We start from the raw sequence: 21,892 nt of genomic DNA on the forward strand, positions 1-21,892 counted from the left end.
GCCCGGCCATTGCGCCGGGCTTTTGTTTACAGCGACATATCAACAACAATACGGCCTTCAATTTTACCGGCATGCATGCGGGCAAAGATGTCGTTGATGTTGGTCAACGGCTCCACCGCTACATTGGCTTTCACTTTGTGACGACCAGCGAAGTCGAGCGCCTCCTGCAAATCCTTACGGGTGCCGACAATTGAACCGCGTACCGTAATACCGTCCAGCACCATGTCAAAAATCGACAGGTCAAATTTGCCCGGCGGCAGGCCATTCAGCACCATCGTACCGCCACGACGCATGGTTCCCAATGCTTGCTCAAAGGCTTTCGGTGAAACCGCTGTCACCAGCACACCGTGCGCGCCGCCGAAGCTTTCGTGGAAGAATTTCGCCGGATCGACATTTTTCGCGTTAGCCACCACGCTGGCACCCAGACGTTTAGCAAACTCCAGCTTCTCGTCATCAATATCAACAGCAGCCACGTTAAGTCCCATCGCTACCGCGTACTGAACAGCCATATGTCCCAGACCACCGATACCGGAAATCACCACCCAGTCACCCGGTTTGGTATCCGTCATCTTCAGCCCTTTGTACACCGTGACCCCGGCACACAAAATCGGCGCGATCTCATGGTACTCAATGTTATCCGGCAGAATACCGACGTAGTTAGCATCCGCCAGGCAATACTCTGCAAAGCTACCATTGACTGAATAACCGGCATTCTGCTGCGACAGACACAGCGTTTCCCAGCTATCGAGACAATATTCGCAATGACCACAGGCCGAGTAGAGCCAGGGCACACCCACGCGATCGCCAAGTTTAAGATGTTTCACACCTTCGCCCAGCGCTACAACCTGACCAACACCTTCATGGCCGGGAATAAAGGGGGGATTAGGTTTGATCGGCCAGTCACCTTCAGCAGCGTGCAAATCGGTATGGCAAACCCCGGTGGCGGCAATTTTTACCAGAATCTGGCCCGGGCCCACCGAAGGCACCGGTACTTCTTCAATCACCAAAGGTTCACCGAACGATTTCACAACTGCCGCTTTCATCGTGGTTTTGATCTTCATGTTCATCAATTCACTCTCCAAAAGGGTCTGTTAAGGGGTTAAAAGAGCCCCAGTGGTGCGATGTCGTAGCTAACCAGCAGGTTTTTCGTTTGTTGGTAGGCGTTAAGCGCCATTTTATGCGTTTCGCGCCCTACTCCGGATTGTTTATAGCCGCCAAAAGCAGCGTGTGCCGGGTAGATGTGGTAGCAGTTGGTCCAGACGCGACCGGCTTTAATACTACGCCCCATGCGATAAGCCAAATTCGTGTTTCGTGTCCAGACACCGGCCCCAAGGCCAAATTGTGTCTGGTTGGCAATCTCCAGCGCTTCGGCCTCATCTTTAAAGGTGGTGACACCGATAACTGGCCCAAAAATCTCTTCCTGGAAACAGCGCATCTGGTTATCGCCTTTAATCAGCGTCGGCTGAATATAGAAGCCATTATCGAACGCTGGCGCAATGCTGGCGCGCTCACCGCCGGTCAGGATTTGACCTCCCTCCTGCCGCGCAATGTCGATATAAGAGAGAATTTTATCAAACTGCTGACGCGAAGCCTGGGCACCGATCATAGTTTCGGTATCCAGCGGATCTCCACGGCGAATAGTGGCAATCTTCGCCATCACCCGCTCCATAAACGGGGCATAGATCGATTCATGGATCAGCGCGCGTGACGGGCAGGTACAAACTTCGCCCTGATTGAAGAAGCCCAACACCAGACCTTCCACCGCTTTTTCAATAAACTCCGGCTCACCGTCCATCACATCGGCAAAATAGATGTTGGGAGATTTACCGCCCAGTTCGACGGTACAGGGAATAATATTCTCCGCCGCGCACGCCATGATATGACGTCCCACCGGGGTCGAACCGGTAAAGGCGATTTTGGCAATACGTTTACTGGTCGCCAGCGCTTCACCCGCTTCGCGGCCAAAACCCTGTACCACGTTAAGCACCCCCGCCGGGAACAGATCGCCGATTAATTCCAGCAGCAGAGTGATACCCAGCGGCGTCTGCTCGGCGGGTTTCAGAACCACACAGTTACCCGCAGCCAGCGCCGGAGCCAGTTTCCAGGCCGCCATCAATAACGGGAAGTTCCACGGGATAATCTGCCCCACCACGCCCAACGGCTCGTGGAAGTGGTAGGCGACGGTGTTTTCATCGATCTCTGCCGTACTACCTTCCTGCGCGCGCAGGCAGCCCGCGAAGTAACGGAAGTGGTCAACCGCCAATGGCAGATCCGCATTCAGCGTTTCACGGATCGGCTTACCGTTGTCCCAGCTCTCGGCTACGGCCAACATTTCCAGATTGGCTTCGATACGATCCGCCACCTGTAACAGCAGATTGGCACGGTGTTGCACACTGGTTTTTCCCCAGGCGTCAGCAGCCTGATGAGCTGCATCCAGTGCTAAGTCGATATCACGCGCGTCCGATCGAGGGAACTGCGCAATGTCGCTGCCATCAACTGGCGAGGTGTTAGTAAAGTACTGGCCGCTGAGCGGCTCTGTGAATTTGCCCGCAATGTAGTTGCCGTAAGTCGCTTTGAAAGAAACCAAAGCGCCGGGCGTGCCGGGATGTGCATAACGCATCGCAAACTCCTTAATGTAGGGTCAGATGTTCTGGAGCTGGCAGCGGCAACCTGAGGGTCGCCAGGTTGAACAGCCCGCTGCCAGCATCACTATTGCAGCGCGCGTGCCAGTTTTTTTCAGCTTGCGATGGATTAAAAAATAGTGATACTCAACATAGAGTTACATAAAAAATAACCGTAATAACTTAATGGAATGGTACGGTAAAAATCACCATCTGTGTTGCATATCGCAACACCACAAAAACCAAATAGCTACAATGTCGCAACACTTTGCCAGGGCATGAGGTTAGCAATGCAGGGAAATTCATCCGCCGCGATCAACGCAACTCCGCTTCTTAGCGATTCCTGGTTTCGTAGCCAGCTATATGGACTTGATCGCACCGCTGATGACTTTCCCCGGGTACGTCAGGGTGAACTGGCGGATTTGCTCGCCAGCAACAGCGGATTGCAGCAGTTTGCCCAGCCGGTGATCAACCAACTGGCGCAGAAGATGGCGGAGAAGCAATCGGTGGTGATCCTCTCGGATGCCAGCGGCATGGTGCTACATACCTTTGGCGATATGCAGTCGATGGAGAAAGCGCAGCGCTACGCATTGGCACCCGGCAATTTATGGAGCGAGTGTGGCCGTGGCACCAACGCCATTGGCACCGCGCTGGCAATTGACGATGGCTGCGAGATAGACGGACAGCAACATTTTCTCACGCGTAATCAGGGGTTGTACTGCGCAGCCATGCCGCTCCAGATGCCCAATGGTCAGATTGCCGGGGTGCTGGATATCTCGGGTCCGGCGCATTTCCCGCATCCACAAACCTTCAGTTGGGTGAAAGCCGCAGCCAAACAAATTGAGTATCTGTGGGTTAAGCAGAGCCTGCACCCGCAGCAGTGGCTGATGAGCCTGCATGCGCAACCACAGGGTATCGATACCAGCGACGAGTTGCTGCTGGTGTTCTCCGATAATGTGCTGATGGCAGCGAATCGCCTCGCAATGCGCGAACTGGCTCTCAGCGCGGAGCAACTCGGTTCCCTGACGTTCCAGCAACTGTTCCCCCACCAGGAGCAGGCCGCCAACACCATCCCGGTACCGTTAAATTACTGCGCGCAAACCTTTTATTTCCGCCTGCGCGCACCCCACCGTACCCACTTCGCCACACCCGCCGCCAGCCATACGGAGCTGCCCTTCTCGTTACGACGTGATGGCGAGAAAATGGTACGTCTGCTGAACGCCGGCGTTTCATTGTGTATTCATGGTGAAACCGGCAGCGGAAAAGAGTTTGTCAGCCGTGCGTTGCATCAACAAAGCCGCTGGCGGGAAGGCAAATTTGTCGCCATCAATTGCGCCGCCATCCCGGAATCACTGATTGAATCTGAGTTATTTGGCTATCAGCCTGGTGCCTTTACCGGTGCGGGTAAAAACGGCTATATCGGTAAAATCCGTGAAGCCGACGGTGGCGTGTTGTTCCTGGATGAAATTGGCGATATGCCGCTGGCGTTGCAAACCCGCCTGCTGCGCGTGTTGCAGGAAAAAGAAGTGTCGCCGCTGGGTTCCAGCCGCAGTTGGCCAGTCAACTTTGCGGTAATTTGCGCCACGCATCGCGATCTGGCGCAACGCGTGGCTGAAGGCGAGTTCCGCGAGGATTTACTTTATCGCTTACAGGAATTTTCCATGACTATCCCCCCGCTGCGCGAGTGGCCAGATTTAGCGGGCTTTATTCAGCGTTTGTGGCTGGAGTTGGGAGGTGGCGATCGCGATATTCAGTTGTCGCCCTCGTTGCTGACCTCGTTGGCTCAGCTCCCGTGGCCAGGCAATGTGCGTCAGTTGCGCAGCCTGTTGCGCGTATTGCTGGCACTGGCGGATGAAGGGGAAGAAGTAAGCGAAGTGCATTTGCCCGCTGAATACCGTCGTGCCGCCGCTCCGGTGGTGGTCGAGAATTTGCAAAGTCATGATGAACGGCTGATTGCCGAAACGCTACAACGCTTTAATGGCAATATCAGTAAAACTGCGCAGGCATTGGGTATCGCGCGCAGCACGCTGTATCGCCGTGCCGCGCGCGATAAAGGCGATTAATCGCGGAAGTTTTTGAACTGGAATGGCTGACCGAGATTGCCGCCACGCACCAGCGCCATCGCGCCTTGCAAATCGTCACGCGATTTACCGGTGACGCGCAGTTCATCACCCTGAATCTGCGTCTGAACTTTCAGCTTGCTGTCTTTGATCAGCTTCACCAGTTTCTTCGCCACGTCGCTTTCGATGCCTTTTTTCAGTTTGGCTTCGACGCTCCAGCTTTTACCGCTGTGCTCGATCTCTTCCGGGACTTCAATTGCCGCCCCTTCAATTCCGCGCTTCAGCAGCTTTTCTCTTAAAATATCCACCAGCTGCTTGACCTGAAAATCAGACTCCGTGGTGATTTTGATGGTCTCATTCTTTTCGTTCAGCTCAATGCTGGCGCTGACGTTACGGAAATCAAAACGGGTAGACAGTTCACGGCTCGCATTTTCCACCGCATTACGGACTTCCTGTAGTTCGACTTCGGAAACGATATCGAAAGATGGCATCTTGTCTTCTCCTGACGCTAAAGTGACATGCATAATACGCGTCTTGTCGCGCTAATAAAACACGATACACCGAAAGCTATACTGATAGTGTGTAGTGAAAACGATAACCCGTCAGCGGGAGGCACAATGAAAATTACCGTGTTGGGTTGCGGCGCCCTGGGTCAGGTTTGGCTCGCCGCCCTCGCACGCCAGGGACATGATGTTCAGGGCTGGCTGCGCGTACCGCAGCCCTATTGTTCGGTCAATGTGATCGATCCTGAAGGCAACGTCAGCAACCACACTTTTATTGCCAACGATCCGCTGTTTCTGGCGGAGAGCCAATTGTTGTTGGTGACGCTAAAAGCCCCACAGGTTTCTCCCGCCGTGAAGAACCTGCAAAGCGTATTACCGGCACATGCGCCGATTCTGTTGTTGCACAATGGGATGGGCACCCTGGAAGAGCTGAAAGATGTCCAGCAGCCGCTGCTGCGCGGGATTACGACGCACGCGGCGATGCGTGATGGCACGGTGATCAAACATGTGGCGCAGGGCATCACCCATATTGGCCCGGCCAGTCGCGAGAGTGAAGCGATGAGTGATATCGCGGATATCCTGCATCAGGCTTTGCCCGATGTTGCCTGGCATAACAATATCGCCTCTGCCTGCTGGCGTAAGCTGGCGGTCAACTGTGTGATCAACCCGATGACCGTCGAACATGATTGCCAGAACGGTGCGCTGCGTGCCTGGCCTGAGCAAATCGCCAAACTGTGCGAGGAGATTGCCTGGGTGATGGAGCGCGAAGGCCAACACATTGCCGTCGATAATCTGCGTGACATCATCTATGACGTCATCGACACCACGGCAGCCAACGTCTCATCGATGTTGCAGGATGTTCGGGCGCAGCGCCAGACCGAAATTGATTACATCACCGGTTACCTGCTGCGCCGCGCACGCGCGCAGGGCATTGCATTGCCGGAGAACACCCGTTTGTATGATTTGATTAAACGCAAGGAGTCCCAATATGAGCACGAACGCATCGGTTCTGGTTTGCCTGGCACATGGCAGTGAAGAGACCGAAGCGGTCACCACCATCGATTTGTTGGTGCGTGGCGGTTTGCAGGTCACTACCGCCAGTGTCGAAAGCGATGGCAGCCGGGAGATCGTCTGCTCGCGTGGTGTGCGCCTGCTGGCTGATGCGCCGCTGGTTGAGGTGGCAGATAACGATTATGCCGCCATTGTGTTGCCCGGCGGTCTTAAAGGCGCACAAGCCTTCCGCGACAGTCCTTTGCTGGTGGAAACCGTGCGCCAGTTTCATCTTTCTGGTCGCATTGTCGCGGCGATTTGCGCCGCACCCGGTACGGTCCTGGTGCCGCACGATCTGTTCCCGGTCGGGAACATGACCGGTTTTCCCGGCCTGAAAGAAACCATCCCGGAAGCGAAATGGATGGAACGCCGTGTCGTGTGGGATCCCCGCGTCAATCTGCTGACCAGCCAGGGGCCGGGCACTTCGATGGATTTTGCGCTGAAACTGATTGATCTGCTGGTGAACAAAGAAAAAGCACGCGAAGTGGCATCGCAACTGGTGCTGGCGGCAGGAATCTATAACTACCAGGAATTCGAAGAACGCTGAAAAACGTAGCGGCGCGATTCATCGCGCGCCCTGCCTTTTAACATGCGCGATAAATCGCGCCGCTACGCAGGTGTATCGACCGTTACGGGCGATACACCTTCACATTGGTAAAGCCCTGCTCATGCAGGTACAGCGCCTGCAAACGGCTCATCACGCCGCGGTCGCAATACAACAGCCAGGTTTTGCTCTGGTCGAGATCGCCAAATTGGGTGCTGAGTTTGTAGAATGGCAGCGATTTAACCTCAACCCCTTCCAGCGCCAGTGGCGTGTCATCCTGCTCATCAATCGAGCGAATATCCAGTACCACATCATTGGTGGTGAACGACGCAACCGTCTCAACTTCCACCACTTCTTCTTCAGTTTTCTCGGCGATTTCACGGATATCAACGTTGCTGGCTTCCTGCACCACGCGATCCAGAATAGCAAAATCGAAATTCGTCTCTTCCGCTTCGATCTTCGCCTTCACCGCTTTCACCGTCGGGCTTTTTGAGATCACGCCGCAATATTCCGGCATGGTGCGGGCAAAATCTTCCGTGCCAATCTCACGCGCCAGCTTGATGATGTGCTCTTTGTCATGGGAAATCAGCGGACGCAGAATCAGCGTGTCGGAGGCGTTATCGATTAAACGCAGGTTGGTCAGCGTCTGGCTGGAAACCTGGCCCAGCGCTTCACCGGTCACCAACGCCTGTACGCCGTAACGCTCCGCGACCATCGACGCCGCGCGCACCATCATACGCTTCAGCACCACACCCATCTGGCCGTCATCCACTTTTTCGAGGATCTCACCCACCACCGGTTCAAAATTGATGGCGACAAAACGCACACGATGCGAACGACCAAAACGATTCCACAAATAATGCGCTACCTGGCGTACGCCGATTTCATGCGCGGCACCGCCAAGATTGAAGAAACAGTAATGCACGCGGCAGCCACGGCGCATCAACATATAACTGGAGACACCGGAGTCAAAACCGCCGGAAATCAGTGACAGCACATCTTCCTGGGTACCAATCGGGAAGCCGCCCAGTCCTTCATAACGTCCGGTGATCAGCAGCAGGCGATCGTTTTCAATCTCCAGGTTGACCGTCTCATCCGGATTATTCAGTTGCACGCGAGCGCTTTCGATATGCTGGTTCAGACCGCCGCCTACGTAGCGTTCCACGTCCTGCGAGCTAAACTCATGCTTGCCGCGACGCTTCACGCGCACGCAAAAGCTTTTACCTTCGAGACGTTCACGATACAGCGCCAGCGTCTGTTCGAAGATGTTATGCATATCGGTGTATTCATGATCTTCCACCGCCAGTACGTGATGGATACCCGGAATACGCGTCAGTTCGGCAATCACCGCTGCGCGCAACGTTTCCTTCTTCGCCCGGACCACAATGTGGTCCCAGTGACGCACAACCGCGATCTCATCATCCAGAGTGCGCAGAATGTTACGAATGTTTCCGGTCAGAATCTTGATAAAACGCAGTCGCACCGACTGACTCTTGATGGTGATTTCGGGGAAGAGCTTGATAATAAACTTCATGGCGACACAGCTTCGTTGGGCAAATAAGTGCTAAAAGCATCGGCACTTAGCTGGTAAAATCATATAATTGCGGGCTAAGCAGGAGCGTCCGCATCCGAGGCGCGAGAGTATATCACCTTTGTCTGGTGACTTCTTCTGCAACCGCAGTCACATTCATTATTTTGCTAATTAATCCTCGTCAGATACCATGACCGACTGCAAGATGATGTCCCAACCTGTGAGTCGACACTGATTATGCCGAAAAAAGCCGAAGCGCCCGCCAGTTTTGAAAGCGCTCTACAGCAACTGGAACAGATCGTCAGCCGCCTGGAAAGTGGTGAGCTGCCGCTGGAAGAGGCGCTAAAAGAATTTGAACGCGGTGTTCAGTTGGCACGTAGCGGCCAGCAAACCCTGCAACAGGCGGAACAGCGCGTGCAGATTTTGCTGAGCGATGATAAAGACGCCGCGCTCACCCCTTTTACGCCGGAAGATAATTGATGGATTTCGCCAAACTGCTAAGCGCCTATCACGAAAGGGTAAACCTCGCGCTGACGCGCTTGTTAGATCCACTTCCTTTTCAGAGTTCTCCTCTGGTGAATGCCATGCAATATGGGGCACTATTAGGCGGTAAGCGTCTGCGCCCTTTTCTGGTTTACGCTACGGGTGAAATGTTAAAGGCCGATCCGGCCAGCCTGGATGCGCCCGCTGCGGCGGTAGAATGTATCCATGCGTACTCTTTGATTCATGACGATCTGCCTGCGATGGACGACGATGCATTGCGTCGTGGGCAGCCAACCTGCCATATCAAATATGGTGAAGACACGGCGATTCTCGCAGGCGATGCCCTGCAAACGCTGGCGTTTTCTATTTTGGCCGACCAGCCGATGCCTGGCGTAAGTGCAGAAGCCCGTATTACCATGATCTCCGAACTGGCTCAGGCCAGTGGTGTCGCAGGTATGTGCGGCGGCCAGGCACTGGACCTCGCCGCCGAGGGTAAAAGCATCGACCTGGCGCAACTGGAACAGATTCACCGTCATAAAACCGGTGCATTGATCCGCGTTGCCGTACGACTCGGCGCGTTGGCGGCGGGTGAGCAAGGCCGTGCCGCCCTGCCCGTTCTGGATGTCTATGCCAATGCCATTGGTTTGGCGTTTCAGGTGCAGGATGACATCCTGGATGTGGTCGGCGACACCGCGATATTGGGCAAAACCCAGGGGGCCGATCAGGCACTGGGCAAAAGCACATATCCGGCGCTGATGGGGCTGGATAATGCCCGTCAAAAAGCCTGGGATCTCTATCAGGAGGCACTGGGCGCGTTGGATATTCTGGCCGCGCAATCCTTTAACACCACAGCATTACAAGCGTTGGCTAGCTTCATAATTGAACGCGATAAATAACTTTCATAATGAGTCTCTGATGAGTTTTGATATTGCAAAATACCCGACACTGGCGCTGGCAAGCACGGTACAGGAATTACATTTACTGCCAAAAGAGAAGCTTCCGGCACTCTGTGACGAGCTGCGTCAGTATCTGCTGGACAGCGTCAGCCGCTCCAGTGGTCACTTCGCTTCGGGTCTGGGCGTCGTCGAGCTAACAGTGGCGCTGCATTATGTTTACAACACCCCGTTTGACCATCTGGTGTGGGACGTTGGCCATCAGGCCTACCCGCATAAAATTCTGACCGGTCGCCGCGATCGCATCGGCACCATCCGTCAGAAAAATGGTCTGCACCCCTTCCCGTGGCGTGAAGAGAGCGAATACGACGTACTGAGCGTCGGTCACTCGTCAACCTCCATCAGCGCCGCCCTCGGTATGGCCGTCGCCGCCGAGCGTGAAGGTAAAGGGCGTCGTACTGCGGCCATCATTGGTGATGGTGCCATCACGGCGGGCATGGCATTTGAAGCCATGAACCACGCGGGCGATATCAAACCGGATATGCTGGTGATCCTCAACGACAACGAGATGTCGATCTCCGAGAACGTGGGTGCGCTGAACAATCGTCTGGCGCAGATCCTCTCCGGTAAGACCTATTCACGCCTGCGCGAAGGCGGCAAACGGGTGCTGGACAACCTGCCGCCGATCAAAGAGCTGGTCAAACGCACTGAAGAACATCTGAAAGGCATGGTGGTACCGGGTACGCTGTTTGAAGAACTCGGTTTTAACTACATCGGCCCGGTGGATGGTCACGATGTCCTCGCGTTGGTCAGTACGCTGAAGAACATGCGTAGCCTGAAAGGCCCGCAGTTCCTGCATATCATGACCAAAAAAGGCAAAGGCTATGCGCCGGCGGAAGAAGATCCCATCACCTGGCATGCCGTACCGAAATTCGATCCGGCCAGCGGTTCGCTGCCGAAAAGCGCAGGTGGTCTGCCGAGCTACTCCAAAGTATTTGGTAACTGGTTGAGCGAAATCGCGGCTGATGACGCACGCCTGATGGCCATCACTCCGGCGATGCGCGAAGGATCCGGCATGGTGAGTTTTTCCCGTGACTATCCGCAGCAATATTTCGACGTGGCGATCGCTGAACAGCACGCGGTAACCTTCGCGGCAGGGATGGCGATTGGCGGCTACAAACCGATTGTGGCGATCTACTCCACCTTCCTGCAACGCGCATACGATCAGGTGATCCACGATGTGGCGATCCAGAAGCTGCCGGTGTTGTTTGCTATCGATCGTGGCGGCATTGTCGGTGCCGACGGACAAACCCATCAGGGTGCGTTCGATCTGGCTTATCTGCGCTGTATCCCTGGCATGGTGATCATGACGCCAAGCGACGAGAACGAATGCCGCCTGATGTTGTACACCGGTTACCACTATCAGGATGGCCCCAGTGCAGTGCGTTACCCGCGCGGTACCGGTACCGGGGCAGCGCTGGAACCCCTGGCGAGCCTGCCGTTGGGTAAAGGCGTGGTAAAACGTCAGGGCGAGAAGCTGGCGATTCTCAACTTCGGCACCTTGCTGCCGGAAGCCACTGCGGCCGCCGAAGCGTTGAATGCCACCCTGGTGGATATGCGTTTTGTCAAACCGCTGGATGAGGCGTTGATTACGGAACTGGCGGGCAGCCACGACGCCCTGATCACCCTGGAAGAAGGGGCTATCATGGGCGGCGCGGGTAGCGGCGTGAACGAATTTGTGATGGCAAAACGCCTGCGTATTCCGGTGCTGAACCTCGGTCTGCCTGATGAGTTCATCCCGCAGGGTACCCAGGAAGAAGTGCGCCATGACTACCAACTGGATGCCGCCGGTATTCAGCAACAAATCACCTGCTGGCTGGCCCAGTAATCCCCCTGCTCGCTCGCCGCCCGGTGAGCGAGCCTGCTGCTATGCTTAAGGGATTTCCCTGATGCGAGAGCAGACGTCCCAATGAAAAAAATTCCTTTAGGTAAGACTGAATTACAGGTTTCCCGTCTCTGCCTGGGCTGTATGACCTATGGCGATCCACTGCGCGGCAATCACGCCTGGACGTTACCGGAAGAGAGCAGCCGCCCGTTAATCAAGCAAGCGCTGGAAGCAGGCATCAACTTTTTTGATACCGCCAACTCCTATTCCGACGGCAGCAGCGAAGAGATTGTCGGGCGCGCCCTGAAAGATTTTGCCCGCCGCGACGAAGTCGTGGTCGCCACCAAGGTCTATTTCCCATTAAGTAATCTGACCCAGGGGCTGTCGCGCAACAATATCCTGCAATCAATTGATGACAGCCTGACACGGCTGGGCATGGATCATGTTGACCTGCTCCAGATTCACCGCTGGGATTACGACACGCCGATTGAGGAGACGCTGGAGGCGCTGCACGACGTGGTGCAGGCCGGTAAAGCGCGTTATATCGGCGCATCCTCAATGCATGCGGCGCAATTTGAGCAGGCGCTTCAGCTCCAGACTCGTGAAGGATGGGCGCGCTTTGTCAGCATGCAGGATCAGTACAACCTGATTCAACGGGAAGAGGAGAACGCCATGCATCCGCTGTGTCTGCGCGAAGGCATCGCCGTCCTGCCCTGGAGTCCATTGGCTCGCGGTAAGCTGACGCGCCCGTGGGGTGAAACCACCGCCCGCTCCGTGTCAGATGAGGTTATGGCTAAACTTTACCGCGACACCGAAGAGAACGATGCAGCTATCGCGGAACGTATCGCCACCCTGGCAGCGGATAAAGGCGTCACGCGTGCGCAGATTGCGCTGGCCTGGTTGCTGCATAAGCCAGTGGTGACGGCACCCATTATCGGGGCATCACGCGCAGAGCAGTTTGCTGAGCTGGTCAAAGCGGTGGACGTGGAGTTGACTACAACCGATATTGCCGAGCTGGAGACGGTGTATCAACCGCACCCGGCGGTAGGGTTCGAATAAGACGTAACGGCGCGATAAATCGCGCCGTTAAGAAATCAAAGCATCACATGCCCTAACACATACAAAATCACCGCTGAAATCACCCCGGCGATAATATCGTCGACCATAATCCCCATGCCGCCATGCACGTTCTGATCGAACCAGCGAATCGGCCAGGGTTTCCACATATCAAAAATGCGGAAAATGACAAAGCCCGCCAGGACCCATTTCCAGCTCATCAGCGGAATCGCCATCAGGGTGATCCACATACCGATAAACTCGTCCCAGACAATGCTGCCGTGATCGTGGACACCCATGTCTTTGGCCGTGCGATGGCACAGATAGACGCCGACGCTGATACCGATCAGCACCACCAGCGAATAGATCTGCAATGGCAAAAAGGTCATCAACCACCAGAACGGGATCGCCGCCAGCGATCCCGCAGTACCCGGTACGATCGGACTTAATCCACTGCCAAAGCCGGTCGCCAGCAGATGCCACGGATTGGACATACGCAGGCGGCTCTTTGCCACATCTTTATTTAACGTCAAAGTGATCAAATCCTTTGTGATTGAAGCTCAGCGGCTTGCCATTTTCCAGCAACGTGAGTCCATCGGCTTCCGGTGCTATCTGACCAATGCAGGTATAAGGCACGCCGAGATGACCGAGCGCCACGTCCAGCGCACCACGGTTCACTTCCGGCACCGTGAAGCACAGCTCATAGTCTTCCCCTCCTGCCAGCGCCCAGCGTTGCACCTGGTCTGCGTCGAAATGGTCGCGCAGTGCTGCCGACAGCGGCAGTGCATCGACATTCAAGCGCGCGCCGACACGGCTGGCCTGCAAAATATGGCCGAGGTCGGAGAGCAATCCATCCGACACATCGATCGCTGACGTGGCCAGGCTTCGCAGCGCCTGCCCCTGCAAGACGCGCGGCATCGGGCGTAAATGACGTTTGATCAGCGTTTCGTGCACCGCCGGGTCCGACAGACGATAACGATGCTGCAACAACGCCAGACCGGCAGCACTGTCACCCAGCGTGCCGGTGACGAAAATCCAGTCACCCGGCTTCGCACCGGAGCGTTTTAGTGCACGCCCTACCGGAACTAAACCGTGGATGCCCAACGTCATGCTCAGTGGGCCGCGCGTAGTATCGCCGCCAATCAGCTGCATATCGTAGTAATCCAGCAGCTCAAACAGGCTGTCACTGAAGGCCGCCAGCCAGCTCTCGTTCACTTCCGGCAGCGTCAGCGCCAGCGTTAGCCATGCCGGATCGGCGCCCATAGCAGCCAGATCGCTCAGGTTGACGGCAACCGCTTTATAACCGAGATCGGCTGGATGGATATCACGCAGGAAATGCACGCCTTCTACCAGCGTATCGGTGCTGATAGCCAGCGTCTGTTTTTCTGGCACGTTAAGCAATGCGCAGTCGTCACCAATTCCTTTCTCGACATCGCGGCGGGAGCTGGTGACGCGGTTAAAATAACGTGCGATCAGTTCGAATTCACCACAGGGCATAGTCAGGTCTCAATGAAAAAAGGCCGGATGACCGGCCTTTTGCACTATTTTCTGTTGGGGCGAATTTGTGGAGCGGCTTTATCCAGCACGCCGTTGACAAATTTGTGGCTGTCTTCTGCGCCAAATACTTTAGCCAGCTCGATACCTTCGTTGATCGCCACTTTATAGGGCACATCATCACGTTTGCTCAGCTCATACAGCGAAATACGCAAGATGGCTTTTTCTACCTGGCCCAGCTCTTCCAGCTGACGCGACAGGTAAGGTTTCATCAGACCATCCAGGTATGCGCTGTTGGTCGCCACACCGGCCAGCAGTTCGCGGAAGTAACTGATATCGACGTCTTTGACGTCTTGTTCCGCCAGAAACTGGTATTCCACATCGGCAATGTCGTTGTTGGACAACTGCCAGGAGTAAAGCGCCTGGACAGCGCACTCACGGGCGCGACGACGAGCAGCAGGTTTCACAAAATTCCCCTTACAAAAATCAGGCTTTGATGGCTTTCAATACGTTAATCATTTCGAGGGCAGTCAGGGCCGCTTCGGCACCCTTGTTACCCGCTTTCGTGCCGGCGCGTTCAATCGCCTGCTCGATGTTTTCAGTGGTCAGCACGCCGAAAGTCACCGGGATATCGCTGGTCATTGCCACGTTGGCAATACCTGAGCTGGCTTCACCGGCCACATATTCGAAGTGCGCCGTGCCGCCACGGATCACGGTACCCAGCGCCACGATGGCATCATGTTTACCGGATTTTGCCAGCGCACGCGCCGCCAGCGGCAGTTCATAGGCACCTGGTACCCAGACGATGGTGATGTTTTCGTCTTTCACCTGACCAATACGCTTCAGCGCATCAACCGCACCGTCCAGCAGGCTGTCATTAATGAAGTTGTTAAAACGCGCAATTACGATGGCGATGTTAGCATCAGGCGTGGCAACAGGAGCTTCGATAACTTTCATACATATCCTTTGGGTGTTGTATTGTAGCCCCGCAGAAGGGGGCGGATTCTATCATACTCTTTGACGACGCGCTCAGGCTTTTCAGCGCGGGGTGAGCGTCAGACGCAAGTCTTCGCCCACCAGGCGCACGTCACTAAAATTCAGGGCTGGCGCATCGGCCAGATGTTCCAGACCCGGTAATTCACACAAGCCACGAGCGGCATTACCCAGCAGTTTCGGTGCCATGTAGACAATCAGCTCATCCACCAGTCCCGCCTGCAACAGCGCACCGGCAAGCGATGCACCCGCTTCGACCCACACGCTGTTAATTTGCCGCTGACCGAGCAACATCATCATCGCCACCAGGTCCAGTTGGCTCTCACGCTGCGGCACCACAATCTGCGACACCGTCTCCGGCCAGGCTTGTTGATCGGCTTCACTGCGCATCAGCCAGGTTTCGCCCGCCTGGTTGACCAAACGATGCTGCGGAGTCACGCGCTGCTGGCTGTCAATCACCACCCGCACTGGCTGACGCAGTTGCTGCTCGTCCAGTTGCTGGCGAACCTCATCATTCAGTTCACTCCAGCGCACCGTCAGCGCAGGGTTATCCGCCAGCGCCGTGGCACTGGTGGTAAGAATAGCCGAACTCTGGGCACGAAAACGTTGCACATCGCGCCTTGCGGCTGCCGAGGTGATCCACTGGCTTTCGCCACTCGCCATAGCGGTACGGCCATCGAGTGACGCGCCCAATTTAAGTTGGATCCACGGGAAACCGGTACGCATCCGTTTCAGAAAACCGCGATTGATCGCCTCAGCCTCGTTCATCATCAAACCGTGGCTCACCGCAATACCCGCCTGTTGCAGACGATACAGGCCACGACCGGCGACCTGCGGATTGGGGTCTTGCATCGCCGCGACCACCCGGCTGACGCCGGCGGCGATCAACGCATCGCAGCAGGGTGGCGTGCGACCATGATGGCTACAGGGTTCAAGCGTGACATAGGCGGTTGCGCCCCTGGCTTTCTCTCCCGCCATGCGCAGCGCATGCACTTCCGCATGCGGTTCGCCCGCGCGATGATGCCAGCCTTCGCCGACGATTTCGCCGTCCCGCACAATCACACAGCCAACATTCGGGTTTGGCGTGGTGGTAAAACATCCGCGACGCGCCAGTTCCAGCGCGCGCGCCATATAGCGTTCGTCGATCATGGATTAATCCTGCAAGCGGGCGATCTCTTCGCCAAAATCACGAATATCTTCAAAACTGCGATAAACCGACGCGAAGCGAATGTAGGCCACTTTGTCGAGTTTCTTTAGCTCGTCCATCACCAGATTGCCAATCAGCTTGCTGGGGATTTCGCGCTCGCCGGTGGCACGAAGTTGCGTTTTGATATGGTTGACGGCGCTCTCCACCGCATCGGCACTCACCGGACGCTTCTCCAGTGCCTTCATCATGCCGCTGCTGAGTTTATCTTCGTTAAAGGGTTCACGCACATCGTTGCTTTTCACCACGCGCGGCATCACCAGTTCAGCCACTTCAAAGGTGGTAAAACGCTCATGACACACCAGACACTGGCGACGGCGACGCACCGAAGAGCCTTCACTGACCAGGCGCGAATCTATCACTTTGGTGTCCACAGCGGAGCAGAATGGGCAATGCATGACGTTTCCTGTCGCGAGAATTTGGGCCACACAGTGTAGCGCGATCTCGGTTTCAACAAAATGTGTTGAGATGAAAAGGGCGGCAATGGTTAAAACAGCGTGATAAATCACACCGCGACGATACAGTTCACGGGTTGTCGCGGCGCGATTTATCGCGCAACATTAGCCCTCCCCCACAATGGAAAGGACATTGCATGACGATCAGGATGTTATGGGCGCCAGCAGCGCTTTCTTTGCTGGTACTTAGCGGTTGCAGCTCAACACCCGGCACCAAACAGGTTACTCAGTTACATCAGGAAGTGGGGCAGCTGAATCAGCAAATGCGCCAGTTAACGAATCAGGCCGCTGCACTGGAAATTCAGGGCCAGCTAAACAGCCAATCCAATCAGGGTGCCTGGCTGTTACCTCAGTCCAATACGCCGGTGGAACTGCAAACCCAACTGGGTAAATTACGCCTGTCGCTGAGCCAGGTCGAAGGTGAAGCGACTGGCAGTCACGCCAATCTGACGATCCGCTCGACCGATGGCAAACCGGTTCCGGCGCTGAGTGCGACTGTCGTCTGGGGAGAAATGGACCCGGCCAGCGGTAAACCGTTAAATGCCGGCAGTCTCAGCCAGACCATCACTGCGCCCGGCAGTCTGACGCCACGCAGCTCCGTGGTGGTACCACTGCGCCTGAGCGGCCTTTCACCGGATCAACTTGGCTATGTTCGTGTGCATGATGTGACCGGCGCAACCACGCCGTGATGCGCAGTTTCTGTAGCGGCACGATTTATCGCGCGGTTTACGGCAAAAAAAAGGGCTGCCATCTGGCAGCCCTTGATCTTTCTGGTCAGCAGTTACGGCATGATTGAAGGCTGATCGGCGCCCTCTTTCTCCACTTTCTGCACCAGCATATGTTCACGCTTCATGCCCAGCTTCAGCGCCAGCGCCGAAGAGACATAGATTGATGAGATGGTACCAATGGTCACACCAATCAGCATGGTCAGCGAGAAGCCTTTCAGCAGCGCACCACCAAAGATGAACAGAATCAGGATCATCGCCAGCGTTGTCAGCGAGGTGATCAGGGTACGGCTCAACGTCTGGGTCAACGACACGTTGGTGATATCGTATGAAGAACCGCGACGGATCTTGCGGAAGTTCTCACGAATACGGTCGGAAACCACGATCTTATCGTTAAGCGAGTAACCAATCACCGACATCAGGGATGCCACGATGGTCAGATCGATTTCGATGTGGGTCAACGCCAGGATGCCGCAGGTGATGATCACGTCATGGGCCAGCGCCAGTACGGTACCCAGTGCCAGACGCCACTCAAAGCGGAAACCGATGTAGATCAGAATCGCGATCAGCGCCGACAACAGCGCCATCGCCCCCGCCTGCGCCAGATCGCTGCCCACGCTCGGACCCACGAACTCGATACGCTTCACGGTGGCATTCTGCTGTGCGGTTTCGTTAATCACCGACACCACTTTGTTGCCCAGTTCCTGGCCTGCCGGACCTTGCACCGGAGCCATACGCACCATCACGTCACGGCTGCTGCCAAAGTTCTGTACCAACGGCTCATCAAAACCCGCTTTCACCAGCGCAACGCGCAGGGTATCCAGATCGGCCGGTTTTTCCAGGTTGATCTCAATCACCGTTCCGCCGGTGAAGTCGAGGCCCCAGTTGAAGCCACGCACACCAACGATGGCGACAGACGCCACAATCAGCAAGGCGGAGATGATAAAGGCAAGCGTGTCCCAGCGCATAAAGTCAATGACTTTACGCCCGTGGTTCAGCTGCTCAATATTGTATTCCTGTGCCACAACGCACTCCTTAGATAGACAGCTTGTTGATGCGTTTGCCGCCGTACACCAGGTTAACGATGGCACGGGTGCCGACGATAGCGGTAAACATGGAGGTCGCGATACCGATAGCGGTGGTAATCGCAAAACCTTTGATTGAACCGGTACCGACCGCATAAAGAATGATGACTTTAATCAGCGTCGTAACGTTAGCGTCGACGATACTGGAGAAGGCACCTTTGTAGCCTTCATGAATCGCCTGCTGCACGGAACGACCGTTGCGCAACTCTTCTTTAATACGTTCGTTAATCAGTACGTTCGCATCCACCGCCACCGCCAGCGTCAACACGATACCGGCAATACCCGGCATGGTGAGTGTCGCACCTGGCAGCAGTGACATGATGCCGACGATCAACACCAGGTTGCACAGCAGTGCGCTGGTCGCGATCAGACCAAATTTCTTATAGAACACCACCATAAAGATAATGGAAGCGATCAGACCCCACAGACAGGCTTCGAGACCCTGCGTGATGTTCTGCTGACCCATAGTTGGGCCGATGGTACGCTCTTCCACAATCTGAATTGGCGCAATCAACGCACCGGCACGCAGCAGCAGCGACAGCTGACGGGCTTCGTTCGGGTTGCTGATACCGGTGATACGGAAGCTGTTGCCGAGGCGCGACTGAATGTTCGCCACGTTAATCACTTCTTCCTGTTTCACCAGAATCGCACGGCCATTGGCATCTTTCTTGCCGCTGTCCTTGTACTCCACAAACAGGGTCGCCATCGGTTTACCGATATTGTCCTTGGTGAAGTTAGACATGATGTTACCGCCCGCGCCATCCAGTGAAATGTTCACCTGCGGCTGGTTGTACTCATCCATGCTGGACGTGGAATCGGTGATATGGTCACCGGTCAGAATCACGCGCTTGTACAGCACCACCGGCTGGCCTTCACGCGTCATTTTCACTTCAGAATCACCCGGCACACGACCACTGGCCGCCGCACTCGGATCAACCGTGGTGTTCACCAGACGGAATTCGAGGGTTGCCGTAGCACCCAGAATCTCTTTGGCGCGAGCAGTATCCTGAATACCTGGCAGTTCAACCACGATGCGGTCAGAACCCTGACGCTGTACCAGCGGTTCAGCGACGCCAAGCTGGTTAACACGGTTACGCAGGATATTGATGTTCTGCTGCACCGCATATTCGCGTGCTTCACTCAGGCGTGCATCGGTCATCACCGCGCGCAGGGTATCGCTGCCCTGGCTGGAGATCACCAGATCCTGATGACGCGGAGACAGATAGCTGATGGCCGCATCACGGCTGGTGCCGTCACGGAAACGGATTTCCACGCCATAGTTAGCGATTTTATTCACGTTAACGTAGGGAATGCCTTTGTCGCGCAGGTCGCTGCGCAGACCATCTGCATTCTGTTCCTGCAATTTGCTCAGCGCGGTATCCATGTCGACTTCCATCAGGAAGTGAACACCGCCACGCAGGTCAAGGCCGAGCTTCATCGGTTCTGCGGCCAGCATGCTCAACCAGCGCGGCGTAGCCGGTGCCAGGTTAAGTGCTACAACGTAGTTCTCGCCAAGGACATTCGTAATCGCTTCACGGGCGCGCAGCTGCACATCCGTGTTCGCAAAGCGCGCAAGAATCGCGCCATTTTCCAGAACGAGGGATTTGCTCTGGATATTATCTTTTTGTAAAACAGACTGGATCTGATCCAACGTTTGCTCACTGGCGGCGCCACCGCGCGCACCAGTGATTTGAACGGCCGGATCCTCACCATAAAGGTTGGGAAGCGCATAGAGCAGGCCGACGAGAATCACGACGACCAGCATGATGTACTTCCACAAAGGATAACGGTTTAACACGGCAGTTTCCTTCGGGAAGAAAAAATTACAGCGCCTTCATGGTGCCTTTCGGCAGAACGGCAGCCACGAAATCACGTTTAATCACTACTTCAGTGGTGTCGTTCAGGGCGATAGCGATGTAGCCGGTTTCAGCAACTTTAGTCACGCGACCTACCAGACCACCATTGGTCAGCACTTCATCTCCTTTGGAGATGGAATCCATCAACTTCTTGTGCTCTTTGGAACGCTTCTGCTGCGGACGCAGAATCATGAAGTAAAAGATCAGACCAAAGACCACCAGCATGATCACCAGAGAATAAGGACTTCCCTGCGACGGTGCGCCTGCTGCAGCCACAGCGTCAGAAATGAAAAAGCTCATTAAATTTCCCTCATTGATGAATTATCAGACGTTTAACGGCGGAACCGCTTTGCCCGTCCGTTGGTAGAACTCGCTAACAAAGTGCTCTAATTTACCCTCTTCGATGGCCTGGCGTAAACCCGCCATCAGACGCTGGTAATAGCGCAGATTGTGGATGGTATTGAGACGCGCGCCCAGTATTTCGTTACAGCGGTCGAGATGATGCAAGTAGGCACGACTGTAATTGCGACAGGTGTAACAATCACACTCTGCATCCAGTGGCGAGGTGTCATCTTTATGCTTCGCATTACGGATTTTCACCACACCATCGGTGACAAACAGGTGACCGTTACGCGCGTTGCGCGTCGGCATAACGCAGTCAAACATATCGATACCGCGACGGACGCCTTCCACCAGATCTTCCGGCTTGCCAACGCCCATCAAATAACGCGGTTTGTCGTGCGGAATTTGCGGACAGACGTGCTCCAGGATGCGGTGCATGTCCTCTTTCGGTTCACCCACCGCCAGGCCGCCCACAGCGTACCCATCAAAGCCAATCTCTACCAGACCTTTCACGGAGACATCACGTAAATCTTCGTAAACACTGCCCTGAATGATGCCAAACAGCGCATTTTTGTTACCGAGTGAATCAAAACGGTCACGGCTACGTTTCGCCCAGCGCAACGACATTTCCATTGAACGCTTCGCGTAGTCCCAGTCCGCCGGATAAGGCGTACATTCGTCGAAAATCATCACGATGTCGGAGCCAAGATCGAACTGAATTTCCATCGATTTTTCCGGATCGAGGAAAATCGGATCGCCATTGATCGGGTTACGGAAATGCACACCCGATTCGGTGATCTTACGGATATCACCGAGGCTAAACACCTGGAAACCTCCCGAATCGGTCAGGATTGGTCCTTTCCACTGCATGAAATCATGCAGATCGCCATGCAACTTCATGATCTCCTGGCCCGGACGCAGCCACAGATGGAAAGTGTTGCCGAGGATGATTTGTGCACCGGTATCCTGCACTTCTTCCGGCGTCATGCCTTTGACGGTGCCGTAGGTGCCCACAGGCATAAATGCCGGGGTTTCCACCACGCCGCGATCAAAAATCAGACGGCCACGGCGTGCGCGCCCGTCAGTTGTGTCTAACTCAAATTTCACATTGA

The 21,892-nt window shown here is 55.3% G+C and carries 22 protein-coding genes; 8 read left to right on the forward strand and 14 right to left on the reverse strand.

Annotated elements, in window-relative coordinates; all coding sequences use genetic code 11:
• Positions 1–26 precede the first annotated feature (26 nt).
• Complete coding sequence (gene adhP / locus L579_RS19330) at positions 27–1,067, reverse strand: alcohol dehydrogenase AdhP (protein ID WP_021185849.1); 1,041 nt, start codon at positions 1,065–1,067, stop codon at positions 27–29.
• A 32-nt stretch (positions 1,068–1,099) separates the two neighbouring features.
• On the reverse strand, positions 1,100–2,620 hold the full coding sequence (locus L579_RS19335) for an acetaldehyde dehydrogenase ExaC (RefSeq protein ID WP_021185850.1): 1,521 nt from the start codon (positions 2,618–2,620) through the stop codon (positions 1,100–1,102).
• Positions 2,621–2,911: 291 nt separating this feature from the next.
• Here L579_RS19335 and L579_RS19340 point away from each other — a divergent pair, with 291 nt between their 5' ends.
• Complete coding sequence (locus L579_RS19340; protein WP_021185852.1) at positions 2,912–4,684, forward strand: sigma-54-dependent Fis family transcriptional regulator; 1,773 nt, start codon at positions 2,912–2,914, stop codon at positions 4,682–4,684.
• Here L579_RS19340 and L579_RS19345 read toward each other — a convergent pair.
• Positions 4,681–5,172 carry a YajQ family cyclic di-GMP-binding protein gene (locus L579_RS19345; protein ID WP_021185853.1) on the reverse strand — a complete coding sequence of 164 codons (492 nt, stop codon included), beginning with the start codon at positions 5,170–5,172 and terminating at the stop codon, positions 4,681–4,683. The genes L579_RS19340 and L579_RS19345 overlap by 4 nt on opposite strands.
• A gap of 126 nt (positions 5,173–5,298) precedes the next feature.
• Here L579_RS19345 and panE point away from each other — a divergent pair, with 126 nt between their 5' ends.
• Both panE and yajL read left to right on the forward strand, forming a co-directional pair.
• Positions 5,299–6,219, forward strand: coding sequence for a 2-dehydropantoate 2-reductase (gene panE / locus L579_RS19350; protein WP_021185854.1), 921 nt, complete (start codon positions 5,299–5,301; stop codon positions 6,217–6,219).
• Entirely contained in the window at positions 6,173–6,781 is a 609-nt protein-coding gene (gene yajL, locus L579_RS19355) for a protein deglycase YajL (RefSeq protein WP_021185855.1), read from the forward strand. Before panE ends, yajL begins: the two co-directional genes overlap by 47 nt.
• Positions 6,782–6,863: 82 nt before the next feature.
• Here yajL and thiI read toward each other — a convergent pair whose 3' ends face one another.
• A complete protein-coding gene (thiI, locus tag L579_RS19360; protein ID WP_021185856.1) occupies positions 6,864–8,312 on the reverse strand; it encodes a tRNA uracil 4-sulfurtransferase ThiI in 1,449 nt (482 codons plus the stop codon).
• A 234-nt stretch (positions 8,313–8,546) separates the two neighbouring features.
• Here thiI and xseB point away from each other — a divergent pair, with 234 nt between their 5' ends.
• The 4 genes from xseB (at position 8,547) to L579_RS19380 (ending at position 12,629) form a co-directional block, all read left to right on the forward strand.
• Positions 8,547–8,789, forward strand: coding sequence for an exodeoxyribonuclease VII small subunit (gene xseB, locus L579_RS19365; protein ID WP_013508116.1), 243 nt, complete (start codon positions 8,547–8,549; stop codon positions 8,787–8,789).
• Entirely contained in the window at positions 8,789–9,688 is a 900-nt protein-coding gene (gene ispA / locus L579_RS19370; protein ID WP_021185857.1) for a (2E,6E)-farnesyl diphosphate synthase, read from the forward strand. The genes xseB and ispA overlap by 1 nt, the downstream gene beginning before the upstream one ends.
• A gap of 19 nt (positions 9,689–9,707) precedes the next feature.
• Positions 9,708–11,573, forward strand: a complete 1,866-nt coding sequence (dxs, locus tag L579_RS19375; RefSeq protein WP_021185858.1) for a 1-deoxy-D-xylulose-5-phosphate synthase — start codon at positions 9,708–9,710, stop codon at positions 11,571–11,573.
• A gap of 81 nt (positions 11,574–11,654) precedes the next feature.
• Positions 11,655–12,629: an aldo/keto reductase gene (locus L579_RS19380; protein ID WP_021185859.1), complete on the forward strand. Its 975-nt coding sequence runs from the start codon at positions 11,655–11,657 to the stop codon at positions 12,627–12,629.
• A gap of 35 nt (positions 12,630–12,664) precedes the next feature.
• On the opposite strand, the gene pgpA is transcribed toward L579_RS19380, so the two are convergent.
• The 6 genes from pgpA to nrdR all read right to left on the reverse strand — a co-directional run bounded on the left by pgpA (position 12,665) and on the right by nrdR (position 16,715).
• The gene (gene pgpA / locus L579_RS19385) at positions 12,665–13,159 is read right to left on the reverse strand and encodes a phosphatidylglycerophosphatase A (RefSeq protein ID WP_021185860.1); all 495 of its coding nucleotides are present in this window, start codon (positions 13,157–13,159) and stop codon (positions 12,665–12,667) included.
• Positions 13,146–14,123 (reverse strand): thiamine-phosphate kinase, encoded by a 978-nt coding sequence (thiL, locus tag L579_RS19390; protein WP_021185861.1) that lies wholly within the window; start codon positions 14,121–14,123, stop codon positions 13,146–13,148. The genes pgpA and thiL overlap by 14 nt, the downstream gene beginning before the upstream one ends.
• Positions 14,124–14,167: 44 nt before the next feature.
• Entirely contained in the window at positions 14,168–14,587 is a 420-nt protein-coding gene (gene nusB / locus L579_RS19395) for a transcription antitermination factor NusB (protein ID WP_021185862.1), read from the reverse strand.
• Between the two features lie 19 nt (positions 14,588–14,606).
• The gene (ribE, locus tag L579_RS19400) at positions 14,607–15,077 is read right to left on the reverse strand and encodes a 6,7-dimethyl-8-ribityllumazine synthase (RefSeq protein WP_013508109.1); all 471 of its coding nucleotides are present in this window, start codon (positions 15,075–15,077) and stop codon (positions 14,607–14,609) included.
• An 81-nt stretch (positions 15,078–15,158) separates the two neighbouring features.
• Complete coding sequence (ribD, locus tag L579_RS19405) at positions 15,159–16,262, reverse strand: bifunctional diaminohydroxyphosphoribosylaminopyrimidine deaminase/5-amino-6-(5-phosphoribosylamino)uracil reductase RibD (RefSeq protein ID WP_021185863.1); 1,104 nt, start codon at positions 16,260–16,262, stop codon at positions 15,159–15,161.
• Between the two features lie 3 nt (positions 16,263–16,265).
• On the reverse strand, positions 16,266–16,715 hold the full coding sequence (nrdR, locus tag L579_RS19410) for a transcriptional regulator NrdR (RefSeq protein ID WP_021185864.1): 450 nt from the start codon (positions 16,713–16,715) through the stop codon (positions 16,266–16,268).
• A 194-nt stretch (positions 16,716–16,909) separates the two neighbouring features.
• Between nrdR and L579_RS19415 the strand changes: the two genes are divergently transcribed.
• Positions 16,910–17,461 carry a DUF3251 domain-containing protein gene (locus L579_RS19415; RefSeq protein ID WP_036627548.1) on the forward strand — a complete coding sequence of 184 codons (552 nt, stop codon included), beginning with the start codon at positions 16,910–16,912 and terminating at the stop codon, positions 17,459–17,461.
• Between the two features lie 92 nt (positions 17,462–17,553).
• On the opposite strand, the gene secF is transcribed toward L579_RS19415, so the two are convergent.
• Genes secF through tgt form a run of 4 tightly spaced genes read right to left on the reverse strand, consistent with a single transcriptional unit; the run spans position 17,554 to position 21,887 of the window.
• Positions 17,554–18,522, reverse strand: a complete 969-nt coding sequence (secF, locus tag L579_RS19420) for a protein translocase subunit SecF (protein ID WP_021185866.1) — start codon at positions 18,520–18,522, stop codon at positions 17,554–17,556.
• 10 nt (positions 18,523–18,532) lie between these two features.
• Positions 18,533–20,380, reverse strand: coding sequence for a protein translocase subunit SecD (gene secD / locus L579_RS19425; RefSeq protein ID WP_021185867.1), 1,848 nt, complete (start codon positions 20,378–20,380; stop codon positions 18,533–18,535).
• 25 nt (positions 20,381–20,405) lie between these two features.
• Complete coding sequence (gene yajC, locus L579_RS19430; RefSeq protein ID WP_013508103.1) at positions 20,406–20,738, reverse strand: preprotein translocase subunit YajC; 333 nt, start codon at positions 20,736–20,738, stop codon at positions 20,406–20,408.
• Between the two features lie 24 nt (positions 20,739–20,762).
• The gene (gene tgt / locus L579_RS19435) at positions 20,763–21,887 is read right to left on the reverse strand and encodes a tRNA guanosine(34) transglycosylase Tgt (RefSeq protein WP_013508102.1); all 1,125 of its coding nucleotides are present in this window, start codon (positions 21,885–21,887) and stop codon (positions 20,763–20,765) included.
• Between the last annotated feature and the right edge of the window lie 5 nt (positions 21,888–21,892).

This window comes from Pantoea sp. AS-PWVM4, from assembly GCF_000468095.1.
In the GTDB taxonomy this organism is placed as follows: domain Bacteria; phylum Pseudomonadota; class Gammaproteobacteria; order Enterobacterales; family Enterobacteriaceae; genus Pantoea; species Pantoea phytobeneficialis.